Genomic DNA, 21952 nt, shown 5'->3' on the forward strand with positions numbered 1-21952 from the left:
CTCCTCGCTGGTCCCACCTCCTCCGGACTCGGCGGGGCGGGGAGCGGGTTGCCGCCTTGGGTCGGTCGCGGCCCGCCCACGATCCTCGCGCGCTGTCCTGAGCCCAGTCAATCCTTGGGTTTCCTCCTCAAACCCCAGTGTTAGCTTGGGTCTTGTGACGCTCGAAGACCTCCGTGTGTTCATCGCCGTGTGCCGTGCGGGCAGCCTCAGCTCGGTCGCCCGTGACCTCGGCCGCACCCAGTCCGCCGTCAGCCAGCACGTCAAGCGGCTGGAGCGGGAGACCGGCGTTGCCCTGCTGGAACGCCGGCCGCGCGGGGTCGTCCCGACGCAGGCCGGCCGGATACTGGAGGCCGCCGCGGGCGAGGGCATCAACGCCCTGGACGTCGCCGTACGACAGCTCCGCGACCTGGTCGACGGCCACAACGGGTACGTCCGCGTGGCCACCGGCGCGACGACCGTCCGGCACTTCATGTCCGACGCGGTCGTCGCGTTCCGCCGCCGGCACCCCACGGTCAACCTGGAGTTCCGTACGGTCAGTTCGGGCCGGGGCAGCTTCGACGCCCTCGCCGACGGCACGCTGGACCTCGCCTGGATCACCATCGGCCCGCCGGTCCGCGGCATCGAGCAGCGGACGGTCGCGGAGCTGCCGTGGCTCCTCGCGGTCCGGGCGGACGACCCGCTGGCCGGCCGCCCGTACCTGGACCCGGCCGAGCTGTCCGGCGCCCGGGTCATCCGGCTCCCGCCGAACTCCACGTCCGCCGCCCACCTGGAAGCGGCGTGCGCCGAACGCGGCGTCCGGTTCGCCTACGAGCCGAGCGTGGCCGACTGGGACACGGCCCTGCTGCTCGCCGAGCTGGGGATCGGAAGGGCGGTCGTCCCGGCCGTACCGGGACTGCCCGTCCCCGGCGACGGCCCACTTCGCCTGGTCCCGCTGCCAGGCCTGCGTCCCCTCCCCGTCGGCTGGGCCGTCCGCCGCTGGGACGCGCTCAGCCCGCCGGCCCGGGCCTTCGCGGACACGGTCGCCGCGTTGCGCTGAGCGCCAGCTCCACCCAGACCGTCTTGCCGACGTCCCGCCCGGACACGCCCCACAGTGTGGCCAGCACCTGCACGATCACGAGACCCCGGCCGTTCTCGTCCTCCAGCCCCCCGTCGAGGAAGCGGAGGGCGCGGTCGCCGCGGGCGTCACTCACCTCGATGCGCAAGGTGTCCTCGGCGGGGCGCAGCGCGAGCCGCAGTTCGAAGTCCCGGCCCGGTACGCGACCGTGGGTGACGGCGTTGGCGGCGAGTTCGGCCACGATGAGCTGGGCGGTGTGGCTGAGCTCGCCGTCATGGGGATATCCCCAGGTGGCGAGCGCGGTACCGGTGAGCCGCCGGGCCAGCCGGGCGCCTCGCGGCGTCGCGCTGAGCCGTTGGACGAGTTCGGTTGCGGGGGTGGAGATTTCTACGTTCACATCACCGACAGTGGTCACTTCTCTCTACCCTGACCAGGGAAATCCTGGCGACGCTCCGTAGTCGTACGGGTGCGGATCGTCTGGTGTACGGGTGTCGTGGAGGGTGTCGTGTCGGAGGAGCGGAGGCCGGAGACACCGGCGGAGGCGAACGGGTCGCACGCGGTGTTCGTCCTCATCGGCAAGCAGCTGAAGTTGCTGCGGGAGAAGGCCGGACTGAACCAGAGGGAGTTCGGCCGGCTGGCGGGGTACGGCCCGGATCTGATCTCGGCCATCGAGCGGGGGGTGCGGACGCCGAGGCCCGAGTTCCTGCGGAGGGCGGACAAGATCCTCCAGGCCGACGGGCTGTTCACGGACGTCATCCCGGAGGTCGAGGAGGCGATGGCCAAGGCGCGGACCCGGCACCCGGAGTGGTACCGGAACTACGCGGCGATGGAAGCGGAGGCTGTGGAGCTGCACCACTACTCCAACCATGCGGTGCAGGGCTTGTTGCAGACCGAGGCGCATGCACGGGTGGTGTTCGCCAAGCGGCGCCCGTTCCTCAGTGAGGAAACCATCGAGAAGCGGGTCGCCGACCGCCTCTCGCGCCAACAGGTCTTCGAGAGGTGGCCGCCGCCCATCGTGAGCTACGTCCTCGAAGAGGTCGTGCTCGACCGGCCGATCGGAGGACGGCAAGTCCACGCCGAGCAGCTGCGCCACCTGCTGGAGGTCGGCAGCATGAAGAACGTGGAGATCCAGGTGATGCCTACGCGCTTGGAGGAACACCCCAACCTGGACAGCGCGTTCAACCTCCTGGTCCCGAGAGGGCAGACGCAGGTGGCGTACACGGAGGCGCAGAGCCACCCCCGGCTCATCACGGACCGGGAGGAGGTCCGCAAGATCGCCGATCGTTATGGGATCATGCGCGCGATGGCACTCAGTCCCGTGGAGTCCCGGTCTCTGATTGCGAAGAAGCTGGAGGAGCTATGAGCGTCGAGAACCTGGGTTGGTTCAAGTCCAGCTACAGCAGTGGCGAAGGCGGCGATTGCGTCGAAGTCGCCGCCCGCCCCACCGCCATCCACATCCGCGACTCGAAGCAACCCCTCGCCGCCCACGTCACCGTCACCCCGTCCGCCTGGTCAGCGTTCCTTCTGGGCGAGAAGGAACGCCTGCGGGACGGGTGATTCGCCGCGCGTCACCTCGGGCCCGCGCACGGTGGTGGAGCGGACGGTGAAGCCGGCGTCGGTGAGCAGGTCCGCCATCTGCTCGGGGCGGCGCCGGTGGTAGTCGAGGGCCACGTCATGGCCGAAGGGGTGTTCGAGACGGAGCGGTACGTCCCCGACCTGGAAGGCCAGGAGGAGCCGCCCGCCGGGAGCCAGTACGCGGTGGAACTCGGCGAACAGGTCGGGGAGTTCGTCCACGGGTGTGTGGATGCTGGAGTACCAGGAGACCACCCCGGCCAGCGAACTGTCGGCCAAGGACAGCTCCCGCATGGAACCCTGCTCGAACCGCAGCGCGGGATGCCTGCGGCGGGCGATGGCGATCATGGCGTCCGAGAGGTCGAGGCCGAAGACGGACAGGCCCAGACCGGCCAGGTGGGCGGTGACGTCGCCGGGCCCGCAGCCGAGGTCGGCCACCGTGCCGCGGGGGCCGACCTGTTCGGCGTACGCGCTGAGCAGGGCCCGCTCCAGGGGCCGTTCCGCGAGGGGGTCGCGGAAGTGGTCGGCGTAGTCCTCGGCGATGGTGTCGTAGAAGGCGCGGGTGTCGGTCATGGGGAGGGACCGTAGCGGCCCGCACCGACACTCCGCTTAGGCTGCTGCCGTTGGCCAACGCATCAACTGGGGGGTACGGGCCGGTGAACCAGTCGACGGAGGTGTTCCAGCCACTCCAGGCGGAGGACCCGCCCGTGGTGGCGGGCTACCGGCTCGCCGCGCGGCTGGGCGCGGGCGGCATGGGCCGGGTCTACCTGTCCCACACGCAGGGTGGCCGGCCCGTCGCGCTGAAGGTCGTACGGCCGGAGCTGGCGGACGCCCCGGACTTCCGGCGGCGGTTCGGCAGGGAGATCAAGGCGGCTCGGCGGGTGAAGGGGGCGTACACCGCCGAGCTGATCGACGCCGATGCCGACGGCACACCGCCGTGGCTGGCCACGCTGTACGTGCCGGGGCCGTCCCTGACGGAGGCCGTGGCCCGGCGCGGGCCGTTGCCGGTGCCGGCCGTGCTGTGGCTGATGGCGGGGGTGGCCGAGGCGCTTCAGGCCATTCACGCCGAGGGCATCGTGCACCGGGACCTGAAACCGTCGAACGTGCTGCTGGCCGCCGACGGCCCCCGGGTGATCGACTTCGGTATCGCGCTGGCCGCCGACGGGACCTCGTACACGGCGACGGGCGGCACGATCGGCACGCCCTCCTTCATGGCTCCGGAGCAGGCGTCCGGGGGTGAGGTGACGGCGGCGACCGACGTGTTCGCGCTGGGGCAGACGGCCGCGTTCGCGGCACTGGGCAGGCCGCTGTACGGGGACGGGCCGGCCGTGAACGTGCTGTACCGGATCGTGCATGAGGAACCCGACCTCGATCTGCTGCCCGAGCCGCTGCGTCCGCTGCTCGCCCGGTGCCTGGCCGCCGATCCGGCCGAGCGGGCCACCCCGGCGGAGGTCGTGGACTGGTGCCGGCGGCGACTGGGCGCGGACGCCGACGCGGGCGGGGGACCGGCCGTGTGGCGGGAGGTCACCGGACCGGAGGTCGCGGTCCCGGCACCCGTACCCGAGCCGACCCCGGCTTATCCGCAGCCACCGGTGCCCACCCCCGCGTACGCCCAGCAGCCGCTCATCGCGCCGGCCGGCTGGCCGCAGCCGACGCCGGAACAGCGGAAGGCCCGCCGCCGGCGCGCCGCGCTGATCTCGGCCGCGGGTGTGGCGGGCGGCGCGCTGCTGGTCGCGCTCCTGGCGTGGTCGGTGATGGACGCGAAGAACCGGTCCGGTGGGCGGGAGGCGGCGGACTCCCGGACGACCGCGACGGGACAGTCCCCGAGAGCGTCGGCGTCCGCGTCGGGGGCCGCATCCGACTCCAGGGATTCCTCGGGCGGCGCAGCGCGGTCCTCCGCGCCCACGCCGTCACAGCCGCAGGCCGAGCCGTACGCCCCGCTGATGGTGGACGCTAAGCACCCGATGAGCATCGAGGACCCGTTCGGCAAGCCGAAGAACGACAAGGGGGCCATCCGCTTCGGCTGCAAGACGTCCAGCTGCGAACTCGAAAGTGGCGGCAGCGTGTTCGTCCAGATGGTCGGTGGACACGGCACCACCCTCGACGAGTGCCGTCTCTTCCTCAAGCACGCCACCGCCCACCGCTTGTCGCTGGCCGCCTCCGCGGCCGGTACCGAGATCTGCATCAAGCACCCCTCGGGGGACATCGCACTGTTCACCATCCAGACCAAGTCGACCGCGATGCCCGACATCGGCTTCGTCATGGGCGACTTGGCGGTCTGGCGGAACGCGGCCTAGCCCAGCCCTACCCCACGCCCACACCCCGCAACACCGCCGTCGTCAGTGCCGCCCCCAGCACCACCACGGCGAACGGTGCCCGGCGCCAGGCCAGCGCGGCGCCGACCAGGACACCGGTGGGGCGGGCCCAGCCCGCGAAGCCGCCGGACTCGGTCAGGGCGCCCGTGGCCAGCAGGGCGACCAGCAGGACCACCGCGCCCGCCGAGGCCAGTTCCTGGACGCGGGGCGGGACGGTGACCCGGCCGTGCAGGACCGGGCCGACCAGCCGGAAGGCGTACGTGCCGGCGGCCAGGGCGAGGATCACGACGAGCGTGGTGCTCACGCGGCGGCTCCCCGGTCGGCCGGGCGGCGGTGCAGAAGGAGTCCGGTCAGGGCCAGCAGGACCGGCACCCCGGCCGGGACGGCGGGCGTGACCGCCAGGGCCAGGGCGGCGCCGAGCAGGGCACACCGCCGTACCGTCGCGTCCGCGCGGAGGGCGGGGAGGACCAGGGCGACCAGGACCGCGGGGAACGCGGCGTCCAGGCCGTAGCGGGCGGTGTCGCCGAGGGCGCTGCCCGCCAGCGCGCCCGCCAGGACGCCGATGTTCCACACGGCGAACAGGCCGAGCCCGGATATCCAGAACGCCCGCCGCTGCCGGACCGGGTCGGACTGGGCGAGGGCGAAGGCGACCGTCTCGTCCGTGACCAGGTGGGCGCCGAGGAAGCGGGTCGCGCGGCGGGTGCCGATGATCTCGGCGACGGCCAGGCTGAAGGCCGCCGTCCGGGTGTTGAGCAGCAGCCCGGTGGCCACGGCGGCCACCGGGCCGCCCCCGGCGAGCAGCACGCCCACCGCGCTGAACTGGGCCGATCCCGCGTAGACCACCAGGGACATCAGCACGGGCACCCACACCGGCAGCCCGCCGGCGACGGAGACGGCACCGAAGGAGACGCCGACGATGCCGCTGGCCAGCCAGACGAGTGAGCTGTCGCGGAGGAGGGAGCGGTCCGTGTCGGGCGGGGGCGTTGTTCGGTGTGACGAACGCATGTTCTCTACGATGGACAGTGAGCGCCCTGTCCGTCAAGGCGAACGAACGTACCGATGGAGCGAACGCGATGTCCGAGGTGCCCGCCCGGCTTCCCCTGGAGTGGATCGCCGCATCCCTGAAGCGGGAGCGCGGCCGTGCCGGCCTGTCCCTGTCCGAGCTGGCCAAACGCGCCGGAATCGCCAAGTCCACGCTGTCCCAGCTGGAGGCCGCGAGCGGGAACCCGAGCATGGAGACCATCTGGGCGCTCGCGGTGGCGCTCGGCGTACCGTTCAGCGCGCTGGTCGAACCGCCCGCGCCGGCGGTCCAGGTGATCCGGGCGGGCGAGGGGCCCACGGTCCACTCCGACCAGTCCAGCTACCTGGCCTCACTGCTCTCGTCCTGCCCGCCCGGCGCCCGCCGGGATCTCTATTTCGTCTGGCTGGAGCCGGGGACCGTACGGGATTCCGAACCACACATTCCGGGCACCGTGGAGCACATCGTGGTGAGCGAGGGCACGGTGAAGGCGGGGCCGCACGGAGAGGCCGTGGAGCTGGGCCCGGGGGACTACATGTCGTACCGGGGTGACGTATCCCACTCGTACGAGGCGCTCGCGGCCGGGACCAAGTTCGTGCTGGTCATGCAGCACATCTGAGTGCTGGTGAACGAAAAGTGAACGGGAAAAGGCAGGAGCCCCGTCGCCGGACGGCGCGGGGCTCCTTGGGTACTGCGCTAGGCTGCGATCAGTTCTCCCAGGTCGATCAGACCGGGGTGACGTTCTCCGCCTGCGGGCCCTTCGGACCCTGGGTCACGTCGAAGCTCACCTGCTGGTTCTCTTCGAGGGAACGGAAACCCGTGGCGTTGATCGCGGAGTAGTGAACGAAGACGTCGGGGCCGCCGCCCTCCTGGGCAATGAAGCCAAAGCCCTTTTCGGCGTTGAACCACTTAACGGTTCCGGTAGCCATAAGCCCTCCTTGGGCTCACAAAGGGTTGCCCTGCTCCAGAACCTGCAAGTGTGAAACGGTGCTGCACAACTGCATACTTCTGAAAACGACGAGAGCCCGCGGTTACATGCTCCGCAGGCTCTGTACTGCAAGGGAAACCAAACTGCAACTTGCGGCAAGCCTAGCATCCGGGCAGCCGAAAGCAATAGGGATCAAGATCACGTCACCCGGATGTTTGAACGTCCGCTAGGCCGTTTGAGGGTGGGGTCGGTCCCAGCACCGTACCCCACGGGGTCTAGTCTCGCGATGTGGACAATTCTCGCACCCGGCCGCGTGTCGGCCACATCCAGTTCCTGAACTGCCTGCCCCTCTACTGGGGGCTCGCGAGAACCGGCACGCTCCTCGACTTCGAGCTCACCAAGGACACCCCGGAGAAGCTCAGCGAGCGGCTCGTGCGCGGCGACCTCGACATCGGCCCCGTCACCCTGGTCGAGTTCCTGCGCAACGCCGACGACCTCGTCGCCTTCCCCGACATCGCCGTCGGCTGCGACGGCCCGGTGATGTCCTGCGTGATCGTCTCCCAGGTCCCGCTGGACCGGCTCGACGGCGCCCGGGTCGCCCTCGGCTCGACCTCGCGCACCTCCGTCCGGCTCGCCCAGCTGCTCCTCGCCGAGCGGTACGGCGTCCAGCCCGACTACTACACCTGCCCGCCCGACCTCAGCCTGATGATGCAGGAGGCGGAGGCCGCCGTCCTCATCGGCGACGCCGCCCTGCGTGCCAACCTCGTCGACGGCCCCCGCTTCGGCCTCCAGGTGCACGACCTCGGCGCGCTGTGGAAGGAGTGGACCGGCCTGCCGTTCGTCTTCGCGGTGTGGGCGGCCCGCCGGGACTACCTGGAACGCGAGCCGTTCATCACCCGCAAGGTCCACGAGGCCTTCCTCGCCTCCCGCGACCTCTCCCTGGAAGAGGTCCAGAAGGTCGCCGAACAGGCCGCCCGCTGGGAGGACTTCGACGAGGCCACCCTGGAGCAGTACTTCACCACCCTCGACTTCAGCTTCGGCGCCCCGCAGCTGGAGGCCGTCGCCGAGTTCGCCCGCCGGGTCGGCCCGACGACCGGCTTCCCGGCCGACGTGAAGGTGGACCTGCTCCAGCCCTGAGCGGGGTAGGAACCCGGGCGGGCCGGCCGAGGGGGAGGGAAGCGTGGACCGGGTGACCACGGGAGTGCTGGTGCTCGGCGCCCTGCTGTGGGGCGCGCTGGCGGGGGCGCTGCTGCCCCGCGCCGCCTACCGTTTCGCCGTACCGTCCGGCGAGCCGTGGCGCGACCGCTGCCCCGCCGGCCACCATCCGGTCCGGGGGTGGCTGGGCGGCATCCGGTGCGGCCCGTGCGCGCGCGCGGGCGGACGCGGGGGAGCCGAGGAGCGCGCGCCCGTCACGTCGTACCGGCCGTACGCCCCCTCCGCCCCCCTCCTCGCCACCGCAACCTCCCTCGTCTGCGCCGCCCTCGCCGCCGCCACCGGCACCCGGCCCGAGCTGGCGGTGTGGCTGCTGCTCACGCCCGTCGGGGTGCTGCTCGCCGCCGTCGACCTCCGGGTCCAGCGGCTGCCCGATCCGCTGACCCTCCCGCTCGCCGCCGCCGCCCTCGCCCTGCTCGGCCTCGCCGCCCTGCTCCCCGAACACGCCGGCCACTGGCGCACCGCCCTCTACGGCGCCCTCGCGCTGGGCGCCGGCTACTGCGTGCTGCACCTCGTCAACCCGGGCGGCATGGGCTTCGGCGACGTCAAGCTGGCCGTGGGCACGGGCGCCGCACTCGGCTGGTACGGCTGGCCCACCGTGCTGCTCGGCACCTTCGCCGGGTTCCTGCTCGGCGCGCTCTACGGCGGCGTCCTCGTCCTCGCCCGGCGGGCGGGCCGGAAGACGGCCGTGCCGTTCGGCCCGTTCCTCCTCGCCGGTGCCCTCACCGGACTGCTGATCGGCGCGTACGCGGCCTGAGGTCTTCGGGGCGAAACGCCTGGCGTAGGCTGGTTCGGTCCGTCCACACCCCCCTTGACGAAAGGGACGCCCTGGTGACCGAGAAGGCCGACCTCACGTCTGTCCTCGACCGTGCCGCCGCCGGTGGGCGGATCACCCCGGAAGAGGCGCTCGCCCTCTACCGCGACGCCCCCCTGCACGCCCTGGGCGCCGCCGCCGACGCCGTGCGCCGCCGCATGTACGCGGGCACCGAGCACATCGCCACGTACATCATCGAGCGGAACATCAACTACACGAACGTGTGCGTCACGGCGTGCAAGTTCTGCGCCTTCTACGCGGCCCCCAAGGACAAGGAGAAGGGCTGGACGCGGGACCTGGACGACATCCTGCGCCGCTGCGCCGAGACCGTCGAACTCGGCGGCACCCAGATCATGTTCCAGGGCGGCCACCACCCGGACTACGGCGTCGAGTACTACGAGAAGCACTTCCGGGCCATCAAGGAGGCCTTCCCGCAGCTCGTCATCCACTCCCTGGGCGCCTCCGAGGTCGAGCACATGGCCCGGATCAGCGGGGTCTCGGTGGAAGAGGCCATCACCCGTATCCACGAGGCCGGCCTGGACTCCTTCGCCGGCGCGGGCGCGGAACTGCTCCCCGAGCGCCCCCGCAAGGCCATCGCGCCCCTCAAGGAGAGCGGCGAGCGCTGGCTGGAGATCATGGAGACCGCGCACCGGCTGGGCGTCGAGTCCACCTCCACCATGCTGATGGGCACCGGCGAGACCAACGCCGAGCGGATCGAGCACCTGCGGATGATCCGGGACGTGCAGGACCGCACGGGCGGCTTCCGCGCGTTCATCCCGTACACCTACCAGCCCGAGAACAACCACCTGAAGGGCCGCACCCAGGCGACCCTCTTCGAGTACCTGCGGATGATCGCCATCGCCCGCCTGTTCCTGGACAACGTCCGGCACATCCAGGGCTCCTGGCTCACCACCGGCAAGGAGGTCGGCCAGCTGTCCCTGCACTACGGCGCGGACGACCTCGGCTCGATCATGCTGGAGGAGAACGTGGTCTCCTCGGCCGGCGCCAAGCACCGCTCCAACCGCCTGGAGATCATCGACCTGATCCGCAAGGCGGGCCGCGTCCCGGCGCAGCGCTCGACGACGTACGAGCACCTGGTCGTCCACGACGACCCGGCGAACGACCCCGTCGACGACCGCGTGGTCTCCCACATCTCCTCCACGGCCATCGAGGGCGGCACGGCCCACCCCGAGCTGAAGCTGCTCGCGTCGAACTGACGTCGCCGTGGAGACGATTCACGCGGCGGACCGGGTCTTCGTCACCTGGGACTCCGAGCCGATCGAGAACGGCGCCGTGGTGGTCGGGAGGGACCGGGTCGGCGCGGTGGGCCCGTACGACGAGCTGCGCGAGCGGTTCCCGCAGGCCCGGGTACGCCACTGGCCGGGCTCCCTCGGCCCTGCCCTCGTCCACGACGGCCCCGTTCCGGCCGCTCCCAGCCCGCGCGAACGCGTCCACGCGGTACTGAAGCTGGGAGCGGTGGCGATCCTGGAGCGGTACGCCGACTCACCGGAACTTCGGGCCGCGGCCGAGCGCAACGACGTCGTGGTGTTCCCGAGTACGGCCGGAACGCCGGCGATCCGGCAGACCGGCCGGGCCGACCTGGCCGTCTTCGACGGGGCGGGGGCGTGCATCGCCACGGTGTGCGCCGGGCGCCTTGTGCACAGACGACGCTAGCCGCGCCAGTCACCCGGCGAACGCCTGGGCGAAAGCACCCGGCCTCTGACGCACCCCGCTGCAGTCCGTGGCCGCGTCGTCCTGCCCGGACTCCCCGTCCGCGCACTGCCGGTCCCGGAACGCCGACCACATCGACACCCAGGCGACCCCCTTGCGTTCCGCGAACCGCCGCACCTGCGCGGCGTCGGGGAGCGTGAACGTCTCGCCGGCCACGTCGTTGACGCCGATCATCGAGGTCAGCGCCATGCCCCGCCAGGCGTCCGCGTCCGACAGCCCGAACACCTTCTTCAACTGGGCGTGCGCGGCCGTCGCGGAGGCCACGGCGTAGTCCCCCATGTCACCGCCGTACGACTCGCCGTAGTTCATGGTCATGAGATTGACCGTGGAGACCTGGACGTCGTACGTGTTCGCGGACTCCAGCAGCGCGAGGCCGTCCGCGTCGAGCCCCGACGGCATCACCGGAAGCGTGAAGGACACCTTCAGATCCGGGCGTTGCTTCTGCAACCGCGCTATCGCCCGCGAACGCAGTGCCACATCGGCGGAGTTCGTCAGCTCGTCACCCTCGATGTCGAAATCGGCTTCGCCGGCACCCGCCGCGTCCAGCGCCTCGCCGTAGGCGGCGGCGAGTTCCGAAACACTGTCGCATGCGGCGGCCAACTCCTTTCCGGAGGCGCCGCCGAACGAGACGCGGACGCTCGCGCCGTTTTTCCTCAGCGCGGAGATCCGCGATGTCACGGCGGAGTCGGCGATCGCCTCGGTGCCGTTCCACTTCGGCGTGCAGCCACCGCCACCGGAGATCACGAAGGCGACGTTGTACGTCGCCGGGGACCCGGCGGAGTCGGTGGCCGAGGCCTCGCTGGCGCTGACGTAAGGGGCGTAGGCGGTGCTGGTCGCGGGGGCGGCGGCGGTGCCGGAGACGGCGGCGCGCGGGGCGCTCGTGGCCTGGGCGGAACAACCCGTCACCGCGAGGGCGACCGCGCAGCCGGCCCCGGCCACGGGCCTCAGTGGACTCCTCATGGGGGAAATCTCTCACACCGGGATGTGGGCTCCGTCCGGTCTCTCAGCCCGGCAACAGGTTCAAGGCGCCTTCATGGGCGGCTCACAAGAATCTCGGGTGGCTCACAAGAATTCCAGAGAAAGGGCCACATGAAGCCTCTCTAATATCCGAGGAATGCAATCCGAACCCGCCATCGAAACTCGCGCCGCCGGGCGCGGTCGCCGCCGCAAACATGGCAACGGGTCCACCGAGGGACCCGTGTTCGTTGACACCACCGGACGCCGGTCGAAGGTGCTGCGCCGCCTCGGCCTGTTCCTCGGCGCCGTCTGCCTCGCCTACGCGGGCGTGCTCGCCGCCGCGTTCATGGGCTGGGGCACCTCGCTCACCCCGTCCTCGTTGCTGCCCTTCGACGCCGAGGGCGGCCCGGTGCCCGGTCGGATACGGCCGGAGGGCGGTGCCGGCCGCCAGGCGGACCTGCCGCACACCACCCAGCCGACGGCTTCCCCCACCGCGTCCGCGACCACGTCCCCCACCGAGTCCGCGACCACGTCCGCGTCCGCGGGCGCCAACTGACCGGAGCGCAGTGGCAGTCATGACCACTCCGACGTCCTCCCGGGGCCGCAGGCGCGCGCCCACCCGCATCGAGCGCGCGGCAGGCAGGGCCGCGGCGCTGCAACGCCCCCGCGTCATCCTCGCCCTGCTGCTCCTGCTCGCGCTGAGCTGCGCGATGCTGCTCGACGGTTATCTGCGCGCCGAGGTCGGCGGCGACCAGCGCGTGCGCAGCGGGGCCGACTCCAGCGAGGTCCCGGACGCGATCCTCGGCGGCGGCCCGATCCTCACCTTCCGGGGCGGCCAGGCCACCACGGTCTCCGTCCCCGCCAGGACCATCGCCCTCACCTTCGACGACGGCCCGAACCCGGCCTGGACGCCCCAGGTCCTGAAGATCCTGCGGAAGTACGACGTCCCCGGCACGTTCTTCCTGGTCGGCTCCATGGTGTCGCGTTACCCGGGCATCGTGAGGACGATGGTCGAGCAGGGCAACGAGGTCGGCGTCCACACGTTCACGCACGTCGACCTGTCGTACCAGTCCGCGTCCCGCGTCGACCGCGAGATGGAGCAGACGCAGCTCGCCCTCGCCGGCGCGGCCGGCATCACCACGACCCTGTTCCGGGCGCCGTACTCCTCCGAGACGGACGCCATCGACAACTACAGCTGGCCCGTCTACAAACGGCTCGGCGAGGACGGCTACACCAGCGTCTTCGTCGACACCGACAGCGACGACTGGAAGCGGCCGGGCGTCTCCGACATCGTGAAGTGGGCCACCCCCCAGGGCAGCGAGGGCGCCTCGGTGCTCTTCCACGACGCGGGCGGCGAACGCTCGCAGACGATCGCGGCGCTGCCGCGGTACATCGAGAAGATGAGGGCGAAGGGCTACACCTTCACCACCATCAGCGGGGTCATGGAGCAGCAGCGCGCGGCCACCCGGCAGACGGCGGACGGCGGCACGGCGGCCGGCCCGCGCCTCCAGGCCGCCCACCACCGGGCCACCGGCCTGACCCTCTACGAGGGCAAGGCCCTCATCGCGGCCGTGGCCGTCGCCGAGTGGACCGTACCCACGCTGTCGGTCGGGCTGGCGATCGTCGGGGTGGCCGTCCTGGGCCGCTTCGGGATGATGCTGGTCCTCGCCCGCCGCCACCACCGGCAGCGCAACAGACACCGCTTCGGCTGGGGCCCTCCCGTCACCAGGCCGGTGAGCGTCGTCGTCCCGGCGTACAACGAGAAGGAGTGCATCGCCCACACGCTTCGGTCGCTGGCGCGCAGCACCCACCCGATCGAGATCATCGTGGTGGACGACGGCTCGACCGACGGCACCTCGCGGATCGCCCGCGACGCGGCCGAGTCGCTCGGCATGACGAACGTCCGGGTGATCCGCCAGGAGAACGCCGGCAAGCCGGCCGCCCTGAACAACGGCGTGCGCAACGCGTCGCACGACATCGTCGTCATGATGGACGGCGACACGGTCTTCGAACCGGACACCGTGCGGCAGCTGGTGCAGCCGTTCGCCGACCCGTCCGTCGGCGCGGTCGCCGGCAACGCCAAGGTCGGCAACCGCACCACCCTGATCGGTGCCTGGCAGCACATCGAGTACGTGATGGGCTTCAACCTCGACCGGCGCATGTACGACCTGCTGCGCTGCATGCCCACCATCCCGGGCGCGATCGGCGCGTTCCGCCGGGACGCCGTGCTGGCGGTCGGCGGCATGAGCGAGGACACCCTCGCCGAGGACACCGACATCACCATCGCCCTGCACCGCGCGGGCTGGCGGGTCGTCTACCAGGAGCACGCCAGGGCCTGGACGGAGGCGCCGGGCTCGCTGGGGCAGCTCTGGTCCCAGCGCTACCGCTGGTCCTACGGCACCATGCAGGCCCTGTGGAAGCACCGCAAGTCCCTGACGGACCGGGGCCCGTCGGGCCGCTTCGGACGCGTCGGCATGCCCCTGGTGGTGGTCTTCCAGGTCATCACGCCGCTCTTCGCCCCCCTCATCGACGTCTTCACCCTCTACTCCATGATCTTCGTCGACTTCCGGGCGGCCCTGCTGGCCTGGCTGGCGGTCCTCGGTGTCCAGCTCCTCTGCGCGGGCTACGCCTTCCGCCTCGACCGCGAGAAGTACCGCTACCTCCTGATGATGCCCCTGCAGCAACTGGCCTACCGCCAGATGATGTACCTCGTCCTCATCCACTCCTGCGTCACCGCGCTCACGGGCGGGCGCCTGCGCTGGCAGAAGCTGAAGCGGACGGGCGAGGTCGGGACCCCGGCGGGGGCGGCCTGACATGGGGGCGCACAGCAGATCAGCGGCCGTTCCCGCCGTAGGGCCGTCCCGCCCCGAACCGGCCGGGCGCGACCGCTACTTCGACACGCTCAGAGCCCTTGCGCTGGTCAGAGTGGTGACCTACCACACCTTCGGCTGGGCCTGGTGCGGCCTGGTGTTCCCCTCCATGGGCGTCATGTTCGCCCTGGCCGGGACCCTGATGGCGAAGTCCCTTCAGCGCCCGGCCGCGAAGGTCCTCGGAAGCAGGCTCAGACGGCTCCTGCCCCCGTTCTGGTTCTGGGGGTTCTTCGTGGTGCTCGCGATGCTGGTCCACGGCTGGATACCGGGCCGGGAGATCGTCTACTGGGTCGTCCCGCTCGGCGACCCGCCGGGCGACGCGTGGGGCGAGCAGGCCTGGGAGATCCTCTGGTACCTGCGCACCTACCTCTGGTTCGTGCTGCTCTCCCCGCTGCTGCTGCGGGTCTTCCGGCTCGCCCCGGTCCCGGTCCTGGTGCTGTCCCTCGCGCCGGTCCTGGTGCTGAACTTCGTCTGGTCAGGCCCGGACGACCGGCTGGGCAGCGCCCTGTGGGACCTGTCGACGTACCTGTGCTGCTGGCTGCTCGGCTTCGCCCACCGCGACGGCGTGCTCCAGCGGGCGAAACCCGCCCCGGTGGTCGTCCTGGCGCTCGCCGCCCTCGGTTACGGCGCCTGGTACGCCTTCGCGCACCAGGCGGACTTCGGGACGTACGACCTGGACGAGAACCCCCTCGCCCAGGCCTTCTGGTCGGCCGGCTTCGTGCTGCTGCTGATGTGGGCGAAGGCGCGCTTCCGGATCGACTTCGGCCGGCTGACCCGGTTCCCGCGCCTGGACCGCGCGGTCACCGTCTTCAACGCCCGCGCGGTGACGATCTACCTGTGGCACCAGATCGCGCTGGTGCTGGCCGTCCCGCTCATCGACCGGCTCTGGAACGTGCCGGCCTTCGAGACGTACCTCCCGCTGGACAGCCAGTGGTTCCTGTTCGGTGTCGGCTGGGTGCTGATCGCCTTCTTCGTGCTGGCGTGCGGGTGGGTGGAGGACGTGGCGGCGCGCAAGAAGCCGGCGCTCCTGCCGGGAGGGCGGGCTGCAAGAATGGGCGGGTGACCCGCGCTTCCCTGAACAAGCAGCCGCACGAAGTCGCCTCGATGTTCGACGACGTGGCGGAACGGTACGACCTGACGAACGACGTGCTGTCGCTCGGCCAGGACCGGCGCTGGCGCAAGGAGGTCGCGACGGCGGTCGACGCGCGCCCCGCGCAGAAGGTCCTGGACCTCGCCGCCGGCACGGCGACCTCCTCGCTGCCCTTCGCGCGGACCGGCGCGTACGTCGTCCCCTGCGACTTCTCCCTCGGCATGCTCCAGGTCGGCAAGAGGAAGCACACCTGGCTGCCGTTCACGGCGGGCGACGCGACCAGGCTGCCCTTCAAGGACGACACGTTCGACGCGGTGACGATCTCCTTCGGGCTGCGCAACGTCCAGGACACGGACGCGGCGCTGCGCGAGATGTACCGGGTCACCCGCCCCGGCGGGCGCGTGGTGATCTGCGAGTTCTCCCACCCGACCTGGGCGCCGTTCCGCACCGTCTACACCGAGTACCTGATGCGGGCGCTGCCGCCGGTCGCGCGCGCCGTCTCCTCGAACCCGGACGCGTACGTCTACCTCGCCGAGTCCATCCGGGCCTGGCCCGACCAGCCCGCGCTCGCCGAACGCCTCCGCAAGGCGGGCTGGTCCAAGGTGGCGTGGCGCAACCTCACCGGCGGGGTGGTCGCACTGCACCGGGGCTTCAAGGAGTAGCGGGCTTCGAGGAGCGGTGGGTCCCGGGGTGGGCCGGGGCTTCAGGACGAGCTTCAGGAGGAGCTTCAGGAGGAGCCGAACCCGGCCACCGCGTACGGGTCGCCCGGCTGCTCCAGCTCCCGTTGCATCCCGCCCGTCGGCGGTCGCGGAACGCGCGGCTCGCGCACGCCTCCGCCGCCCTCGCCCTCACCGAAGTCGAACCACACGTACACCATCGAGTCCGGCGGCACCTCGGCACCGGGCTGCGGATACTGGCGTACGACGTAGTCGACGACGGTGCGGTGGAAGTCCGGGCGGTCCGGCGCGTTGAGGAACAGACCCCGCGCCCTGGCCGTCTCGCGCGCGTCCACGGCCATCAGACCGACCAGACGAGGGACGCGCACTTCGGGTGTTTTGGGTGTTATACGCACAGATGTCACCCCCAGCGGTACTGGCAGGGTAACTCCCGTCCGGCCCGCCCGGAAGGCGCCGGTGTCTTTCTGTAGCAGATGGCTACTCAGGGTGATGGAAGCGGAGCCGGAAGCACAGGGCCGGCTCGTTCAGCGTGGGGTGCGTGTAGCTCTCCGCCCGCTCCATGCCGAGCCGCCGGGTCACCGCGATCGACCGCTCGTTGCCCTGCCGCACCATCGCCACCACCTCCGGCACCCCGGCCTCCCGCACCCGCCGCAGCGTCTCCCGCGCCGCCGCCGTCGCGTACCCCTTGCCCCAGTGCGCCCGCCCGAGCCGCCAGCCGATCTCGGTCTCGCCGACCGGTCCCCAGTCCGGCCGCCACGGCTGGGCACCGGTGAAGCCGATGACCTCACCGGACTCGTCCAGCACCGTCCACAGGCAGAAGCCGTGCTCCGCGTCGTGCCGCCGCTGGCGCGCGGTGAGTTCCTCGTAGACCGACAGCTCCGCCGGCCTGCCGCCGTGGAACTCCATGACCTCCGGGTCGGCGAAGATCCGGTGCCAGGTGACCGCGTCCTCGTGCGTGGGAACGCGCAGCCGTACCGCGGGGAGAGGTCGGTTCACAGGGCAGCCCTTCAGCCAGGTGATCAAGTCCGCTGAATAGACTGCCCATGTCCAGTGCCGGTCGGCACGCAGATTTCGAAACCTTGGGGAGATCCCGCCGTGACCGAGCCCCTCTCCGACCACACCGCCGATGTGATCGTCGTGGGCGCGGGGCCAGCCGGCTCCACGACCGCGTACCACCTCGCCAAGGCCGGTCTCGACGTCCTGCTCCTGGAGAAGACCGAGTTCCCGCGCGAGAAGGTGTGCGGCGACGGCCTCACGCCGCGCGCGGTCAAGCAACTCGTCGCCATGGGCATCGACATCTCCGAGGAGGCCGGCTGGCTGCGCAACAAGGGCCTGCGCATCATCGGCGGCGGCTCCCGCCTCCAGCTCGACTGGCCCGATCTCGCCGCCTACCCGAACTACGGCCTGGTCCGCAAGCGCGACGACTTCGACGAGCAGCTCGCCCGCAACGCCCAGAAGGCCGGCGCCCGCCTCTACGAGCGCTGCAACGTCAGCGGCCCGGTCCTCGACGACCGCACCGGCCGCATCACCGGCGTCACCGCCAAGCTCGGCGAGGACAAGCGCGAGGTCACCTTCCACGCGCCGCTCGTCGTCGCCGCCGACGGCAACTCCACCCGCCTGTCCCTGGCGATGGGCCTGCACCGCCGCGAGGACCGCCCCATGGGCGTCGCGGTCCGCACGTACTTCCAGAGCCCCCGCCACGACGACGACTATCTGGAGTCCTGGCTGGAACTGTGGGACCGCCGCGGCCCCCAGGACCGCCTGCTGCCCGGCTACGGCTGGATCTTCGGCATGGGCGACGGCACGTCGAACGTGGGTCTCGGCGTGCTGAACACCTCCGCCTCCTTCAAGGAGCTGGACTGGCGCGAGATCCTCAAGGCGTGGTGCGCCTCCATGCCGGAGGACTGGGGTTACACCCCCGAGAACATGACCGGCCCGATCCGCGGCGCCGCCCTCCCCATGGCCTTCAACCGCCAGCCGCACTACACGCGCGGGCTGCTGCTCGTCGGCGACGCCGGCGGCCTGGTGAACCCCTTCAACGGCGAGGGCATCGCCTACGCCATGGAGTCCGGCCAGATCGCCGCCGACGTCATCGTGCAGGCCCACGCGCGCGCGACGCCCGCCCAGCGCGAGATCGCCCTCCAGCGCTACCCGCGCGTCCTCAAGGACACCTACGGCGGCTACTACACGCTCGGCCGCGCCTTCGTGAAGCTCATCGGCAACCCGAAGGTCATGCAGATCGCCACCCAGCGCGGTCTGACCCACCCGGTGCTGATGAAGTTCACCCTGAAGCTGCTGGCGAACCTCACCGACCCGACGGGCGGCGACGCGATGGACCGCATCATCAACGGCCTGAGCAAGGTGGCCCCGAAGGCGTGACTAGGCGCTGAAGGCCGCGGCGTTGGCGGCCCGGCGCGCGTACACCGCGTCCCGCCGGTCCGCCATCTGCCGCAGCGCGTCCTTCTTGTCCCGTTTCGAGAGCCGGTCCAGATAGACGTACCCGTTGGTGTGGTCGGTCTCGTGGGCCAGGCACCGCGCGAAGTATCCGGTGCCCTCGATGGCGACGGGCTCGCCGTCCCTGTCCTGCCCGCGCACGACGGCCCGGTCCGGCCGCGGTACGGCCATCACGGCACCCGGCACCGACAGGCACCCCTCGCCCTCGTCCAGCAGCCGTCGCCCGGTCGTGGGCGTTTCGAGCACCGGATTGACGATGTGCCCGACATGTCGGACTCCGTCGTCATCGGGGCAGTCGTACACGAACAGGCGCAGATCCACGCCGACCTGATTCGCCGCCAGTCCCGCGCCCTCGGCGACGTACATGGTGCGGAACATGTCGTCGATGAGCGCGGCGAGGTCGGGCCCGAACTCCGTGACGTCCCGGCACGGCTTGTGCAGCACCTCCTCGCCGACCTCGGTGACGCGGCGCACCGCGCCCCGCGCGGCCTCGGGGGCGTGGCGCGGGTAGTGGTCGGCGGGACTTCCCTGTACGAACACGCGTGGCATCGCGTGGACTCCTTCGCTCGGCGGCGGACCACCGGACGGCGGCCCGAGCAGAGCATGCCAGGGGCGAGGCGAGGCGTGTCAGGGGCGGCGCACGGGTTCCGGGTACGCCGCGAGGGCCGCTGCCCCCCGAGTGGCTGCGGCCCTACGCGTGTGAGAGGTGCGGAGTGCGCTCAGAGCACCCGCACGGCACCGGTGGGCGGGTCGTACGACAGCGGGCGCTCCACGACGCCGGTGGAGGGGTTCTGCGCGCCCACGAACATGCCGTCGCCGACGTACACGGCGACGTGGTAGGCGCTGCCCGCGCCGCCCCAGTACAGGATGTCGCCCGGCTGGAGGTTGCTCAGCGAGACCTGGGTGCCGGCCGTCGACTGGTCCTGGGAGACGCGCGGCAGGCTGATGCCGACCTGCTTGAAGGCCGTCTGCACCAGGCCGGAGCAGTCGTAGGCGGAGGGACCGGTGGCACCGGAGACGTACGCCTTGCCGACCTGGGCCTTGACGAAGCTGATGACGGCCGCGGCCGAACCGGTGGCCGTGGACGTGCTGGTGGAGGTGGAGGTGGACGTCGAGGTGGAGCCGACGTCCGCCGTGGTGGAGAGCGTGGTCCGCTCCGCGGAGCGGGAGGCGCGGGCGGCGGCCTCCTTGCGGGCGGCCTCCTGGGCCTTCTTCTTGGCCTCCGCCGCCTTCTTCTTGGCGTCGGCGAGGTCCGCCTTCGCCTGCTTCGCGGCCTTTGCGGCAGCCGCGTCACGCTCGGCCTGCAGCTGGTAGTTCGCGGCGGCCTGCTCGGTGGCGTCCGCGGACTGGGCCGCCTGAGCGGCCAGGTCGGCCGTCAGGGTGGGCAGTTCGAGGGTCTGCGTCACCGGCTCGGCCGCGTTCGCCGAGCCGGACGCCCCGGCGACTGCCAGGGTGCCGAGAACGCCACCGGCAACTCCGGCCCGCATCGCGAGGGTCGACGCGCTGCGGCGGGGCTTCCGGTGGCTGCGTATGTGAGCGGTGTGGGACATGGGAACAACCGGTACCAGGGGCTCCTTCATATCTTCAAGAAACGTGTGCTGCGCCACAGTTGTTCAATCGAGACCCGGAAACCCGGGCGTGTCGCTCTTTATTGACGCCGTAACGGACATTGCGGACGCCCGCGATCAAGCCCTTGATCACGGTCTTTGATCATTACGTCCGAATTGCCCCCCGCTTACCACTGGTTGGCTTCATTGGCCAAGCCCGGTTCTCAGACGCCTCTCATGAATGTGGCGGAGGTCACGGAACGATTACCGGAAGCGTCGCGTCCGACGCGTGCTCGGCTCGTGAACGCATGCACGCGCCCCGGACCGCGTCCACACCCCGCCCCGGACTCCCTCCGAGGTGTGAACGCGCTCCACTACCAGGGACCCGCGTCCACCGCGAATTTGCATGCACCGGAACTCTCTTGATATGGAGACGCCCCCTCCGGCCTGCGATGACATGCAAGATTGTCACTTCTGGTGATCAACTGAACGCTTCGCGTATGAAGATCACTCATCATCCGACTTCATGATCCTTCGTCAGGTGGTAGAGATCACAAAGCTTGTGCAATACCCCGTGTCGCAGATCACAGAGCGGCGGGCATAAGATGCGAGGCAGTTGGGCTTGTGACCTGCTTCACATGTTCGCGATCTTCGCCGGGGCGAGCGGGGTTCGTGGGACCGGTGAGACGGATGTGAGCCCAGTGCAACCGCCAGCAGTCAGTGCCGACTGAGAGGAGCGAGGAGCGGTGAACGCGTATGCGCCCATCCTCGTACTGGGAGCCCTCGGGGCAGGCTTTGCGATCTTCTCCGTGGTCATGGCCACGCTGATCGGTCCGAAGCGGTACAACCGCGCGAAGCTCGAAGCCTACGAGTGCGGCATCGAGCCGACCCCCACGCCGGCCGGCGGCGGGCGCTTCCCCATCAAGTACTACCTGACGGCGATGCTCTTCATCGTCTTCGACATCGAGATCGTCTTCCTCTACCCCTGGGCCGTCACTTTCAACGCCCTGGGGATCTTCGGGCTCGTGGAGATGCTGCTCTTCGTGCTCACCGTCTTCGTCGCGTACGCGTACGTATGGCGGCGCGGCGGCCTGGAATGGGACTGAGGGGCCTTTAACGACATGGGACTCGAAGAAAAGCTGCCGAGCGGCTTCCTGCTGACCACCGTCGAGCAGGCCGCAGGCTGGGTGCGCAAGGCGTCCGTCTTCCCGGCCACCTTCGGCCTCGCCTGCTGCGCCATCGAGATGATGACCACCGGCGCCGGCCGCTACGACCTGGCCCGCTTCGGCATGGAGGTCTTCCGCGGCTCACCGCGCCAGGCGGACCTCATGATCGTCGCCGGCCGGGTCAGCCAGAAGATGGCGCCCGTCCTGAGGCAGGTCTACGACCAGATGCCCAACCCCAAGTGGGTGATCTCCATGGGTGTCTGCGCCTCCTCCGGCGGCATGTTCAACAACTACGCGATCGTCCAGGGCGTCGACCACATCGTCCCGGTCGACATCTACCTGCCCGGCTGCCCGCCCCGCCCCGAGATGCTGATGGACGCGATCCTCAAGCTCCACCAGAAGATCCAGTCCTCCAAGCTCGGCGTGAACGCCGAGGAGGCGGCCCGCGAGGCGGAGGAGGCGGCGCTCAAGGCCCTTCCCACGATCGAGATGAAGGGGCTGCTGCGGTGAGCGACGCGAACAGCACCCAGGGAAACCACGGGGCGAA

26 protein-coding genes are annotated in these 21952 nt (G+C 70.8%); 16 read left to right on the forward strand and 10 right to left on the reverse strand.

Annotated elements, in window-relative coordinates; all coding sequences use genetic code 11:
• Positions 1-154 precede the first annotated feature (154 nt).
• The gene (locus ABZV94_RS04415) at positions 155-1036 is read left to right on the forward strand and encodes a LysR family transcriptional regulator (protein ID WP_356337016.1); all 882 of its coding nucleotides are present in this window, start codon (positions 155-157) and stop codon (positions 1034-1036) included.
• Here ABZV94_RS04415 and ABZV94_RS04420 read toward each other — a convergent pair.
• Complete coding sequence (locus tag ABZV94_RS04420) at positions 987-1451, reverse strand: ATP-binding protein (protein WP_356337019.1); 465 nt, start codon at positions 1449-1451, stop codon at positions 987-989. The two genes, ABZV94_RS04415 and ABZV94_RS04420, sit on opposite strands and share 50 nt — an antisense overlap.
• 69 nt (positions 1452-1520) lie before the next feature.
• Between ABZV94_RS04420 and ABZV94_RS04425 the strand changes: the two genes are divergently transcribed.
• Positions 1521-2417: a helix-turn-helix transcriptional regulator gene (locus tag ABZV94_RS04425; RefSeq protein ID WP_356337021.1), complete on the forward strand. Its 897-nt coding sequence runs from the start codon at positions 1521-1523 to the stop codon at positions 2415-2417.
• The gene (locus ABZV94_RS04430) at positions 2414-2611 is read left to right on the forward strand and encodes a DUF397 domain-containing protein (RefSeq protein ID WP_356337023.1); all 198 of its coding nucleotides are present in this window, start codon (positions 2414-2416) and stop codon (positions 2609-2611) included. The genes ABZV94_RS04425 and ABZV94_RS04430 overlap by 4 nt, the downstream gene beginning before the upstream one ends.
• Here the strand turns inward: ABZV94_RS04430 and ABZV94_RS04435 are convergent.
• Positions 2567-3199 (reverse strand): methyltransferase domain-containing protein, encoded by a 633-nt coding sequence (locus ABZV94_RS04435; protein WP_356337025.1) that lies wholly within the window; start codon positions 3197-3199, stop codon positions 2567-2569. The two genes, ABZV94_RS04430 and ABZV94_RS04435, sit on opposite strands and share 45 nt — an antisense overlap.
• A gap of 83 nt (positions 3200-3282) precedes the next feature.
• Between ABZV94_RS04435 and ABZV94_RS04440 the strand changes: the two genes are divergently transcribed.
• Positions 3283-4923, forward strand: coding sequence for a protein kinase (locus ABZV94_RS04440; protein WP_356337027.1), 1641 nt, complete (start codon positions 3283-3285; stop codon positions 4921-4923).
• A gap of 7 nt (positions 4924-4930) precedes the next feature.
• Here ABZV94_RS04440 and ABZV94_RS04445 read toward each other — a convergent pair whose 3' ends face one another.
• On the reverse strand, positions 4931-5245 hold the full coding sequence (locus ABZV94_RS04445; RefSeq protein WP_356337029.1) for an AzlD domain-containing protein: 315 nt from the start codon (positions 5243-5245) through the stop codon (positions 4931-4933).
• Positions 5242-5946: an AzlC family ABC transporter permease gene (locus ABZV94_RS04450; RefSeq protein ID WP_356337031.1), complete on the reverse strand. Its 705-nt coding sequence runs from the start codon at positions 5944-5946 to the stop codon at positions 5242-5244. Before ABZV94_RS04450 ends, ABZV94_RS04445 begins: the two co-directional genes overlap by 4 nt.
• A 68-nt stretch (positions 5947-6014) precedes the next feature.
• Here ABZV94_RS04450 and ABZV94_RS04455 point away from each other — a divergent pair, with 68 nt between their 5' ends.
• A complete protein-coding gene (locus tag ABZV94_RS04455; protein ID WP_356337033.1) occupies positions 6015-6578 on the forward strand; it encodes an XRE family transcriptional regulator in 564 nt (187 codons plus the stop codon).
• A gap of 106 nt (positions 6579-6684) precedes the next feature.
• On the opposite strand, the gene ABZV94_RS04460 is transcribed toward ABZV94_RS04455, so the two are convergent.
• Positions 6685-6888: a cold-shock protein gene (locus ABZV94_RS04460; RefSeq protein ID WP_004984723.1), complete on the reverse strand. Its 204-nt coding sequence runs from the start codon at positions 6886-6888 to the stop codon at positions 6685-6687.
• A gap of 287 nt (positions 6889-7175) precedes the next feature.
• On the opposite strand from ABZV94_RS04460, the gene ABZV94_RS04465 reads away from it, so the two are divergent.
• The 4 genes from ABZV94_RS04465 (at position 7176) to ABZV94_RS04480 (ending at position 10587) form a co-directional block, all read left to right on the forward strand.
• Positions 7176-8024, forward strand: a complete 849-nt coding sequence (locus ABZV94_RS04465) for a menaquinone biosynthesis protein (RefSeq protein WP_356337035.1) — start codon at positions 7176-7178, stop codon at positions 8022-8024.
• 52 nt (positions 8025-8076) lie between these two features.
• On the forward strand, positions 8077-8856 hold the full coding sequence (locus ABZV94_RS04470; RefSeq protein ID WP_356337145.1) for an A24 family peptidase: 780 nt from the start codon (positions 8077-8079) through the stop codon (positions 8854-8856).
• A gap of 74 nt (positions 8857-8930) precedes the next feature.
• Positions 8931-10130, forward strand: a complete 1200-nt coding sequence (gene mqnC / locus ABZV94_RS04475; RefSeq protein WP_356337037.1) for a cyclic dehypoxanthinyl futalosine synthase — start codon at positions 8931-8933, stop codon at positions 10128-10130.
• Positions 10131-10137: 7 nt separating this feature from the next.
• Positions 10138-10587, forward strand: a complete 450-nt coding sequence (locus ABZV94_RS04480) for a hypothetical protein (protein WP_356337039.1) — start codon at positions 10138-10140, stop codon at positions 10585-10587.
• Between the two features lie 9 nt (positions 10588-10596).
• Here the strand turns inward: ABZV94_RS04480 and ABZV94_RS04485 are convergent, their stop codons facing one another.
• On the reverse strand, positions 10597-11604 hold the full coding sequence (locus tag ABZV94_RS04485) for a chitinase (protein ID WP_356337041.1): 1008 nt from the start codon (positions 11602-11604) through the stop codon (positions 10597-10599).
• A gap of 238 nt (positions 11605-11842) precedes the next feature.
• On the opposite strand from ABZV94_RS04485, the gene ABZV94_RS04490 reads away from it, so the two are divergent.
• Genes ABZV94_RS04490 through ABZV94_RS04505 form a run of 4 tightly spaced genes read left to right on the forward strand, consistent with a single transcriptional unit; the run spans position 11843 to position 16223 of the window.
• Positions 11843-12157: a hypothetical protein gene (locus tag ABZV94_RS04490; protein ID WP_356337042.1), complete on the forward strand. Its 315-nt coding sequence runs from the start codon at positions 11843-11845 to the stop codon at positions 12155-12157.
• A gap of 19 nt (positions 12158-12176) precedes the next feature.
• Positions 12177-14414 (forward strand): glycosyltransferase, encoded by a 2238-nt coding sequence (locus ABZV94_RS04495; protein ID WP_356337045.1) that lies wholly within the window; start codon positions 12177-12179, stop codon positions 14412-14414.
• 1 nt (position 14415) lies between these two features.
• A complete protein-coding gene (locus ABZV94_RS04500) occupies positions 14416-15534 on the forward strand; it encodes an acyltransferase (RefSeq protein ID WP_356337047.1) in 1119 nt (372 codons plus the stop codon).
• Entirely contained in the window at positions 15531-16223 is a 693-nt protein-coding gene (locus ABZV94_RS04505) for a demethylmenaquinone methyltransferase (RefSeq protein WP_356337049.1), read from the forward strand. Before ABZV94_RS04500 ends, ABZV94_RS04505 begins: the two co-directional genes overlap by 4 nt.
• Before the next feature lie 65 nt (positions 16224-16288).
• On the opposite strand, the gene ABZV94_RS04510 is transcribed toward ABZV94_RS04505, so the two are convergent.
• Positions 16289-16606, reverse strand: coding sequence for a PASTA domain-containing protein (locus ABZV94_RS04510; RefSeq protein ID WP_356337051.1), 318 nt, complete (start codon positions 16604-16606; stop codon positions 16289-16291).
• A 109-nt stretch (positions 16607-16715) separates the two neighbouring features.
• Positions 16716-17234, reverse strand: a complete 519-nt coding sequence (locus ABZV94_RS04515; protein WP_356337052.1) for a GNAT family N-acetyltransferase — start codon at positions 17232-17234, stop codon at positions 16716-16718.
• Positions 17235-17333: 99 nt separating this feature from the next.
• Here ABZV94_RS04515 and ABZV94_RS04520 point away from each other — a divergent pair, with 99 nt between their 5' ends.
• Positions 17334-18617, forward strand: a complete 1284-nt coding sequence (locus tag ABZV94_RS04520; RefSeq protein ID WP_356337054.1) for a geranylgeranyl reductase family protein — start codon at positions 17334-17336, stop codon at positions 18615-18617.
• Here ABZV94_RS04520 and def read toward each other — a convergent pair whose 3' ends face one another.
• Together def and ABZV94_RS04530 are read right to left on the reverse strand one after the other, a co-directional pair.
• Entirely contained in the window at positions 18618-19241 is a 624-nt protein-coding gene (gene def, locus ABZV94_RS04525; protein WP_356337056.1) for a peptide deformylase, read from the reverse strand. It abuts the gene before it with no gap.
• 170 nt (positions 19242-19411) lie between these two features.
• Positions 19412-20242: a C40 family peptidase gene (locus ABZV94_RS04530; protein WP_356337058.1), complete on the reverse strand. Its 831-nt coding sequence runs from the start codon at positions 20240-20242 to the stop codon at positions 19412-19414.
• A gap of 743 nt (positions 20243-20985) precedes the next feature.
• On the opposite strand from ABZV94_RS04530, the gene ABZV94_RS04535 reads away from it, so the two are divergent.
• Positions 20986-21345: an NADH-quinone oxidoreductase subunit A gene (locus tag ABZV94_RS04535; protein WP_356337060.1), complete on the forward strand. Its 360-nt coding sequence runs from the start codon at positions 20986-20988 to the stop codon at positions 21343-21345.
• A gap of 15 nt (positions 21346-21360) precedes the next feature.
• On the forward strand, positions 21361-21915 hold the full coding sequence (locus ABZV94_RS04540) for an NADH-quinone oxidoreductase subunit B (RefSeq protein WP_007383964.1): 555 nt from the start codon (positions 21361-21363) through the stop codon (positions 21913-21915).
• Positions 21916-21952: the final 37 nt, after the last annotated feature.

Origin of the sequence: Streptomyces sp. NPDC004658, from assembly GCF_040609555.1 — a bacterium.
Classification (GTDB): Bacteria; Actinomycetota; Actinomycetes; order Streptomycetales; family Streptomycetaceae; genus Streptomyces.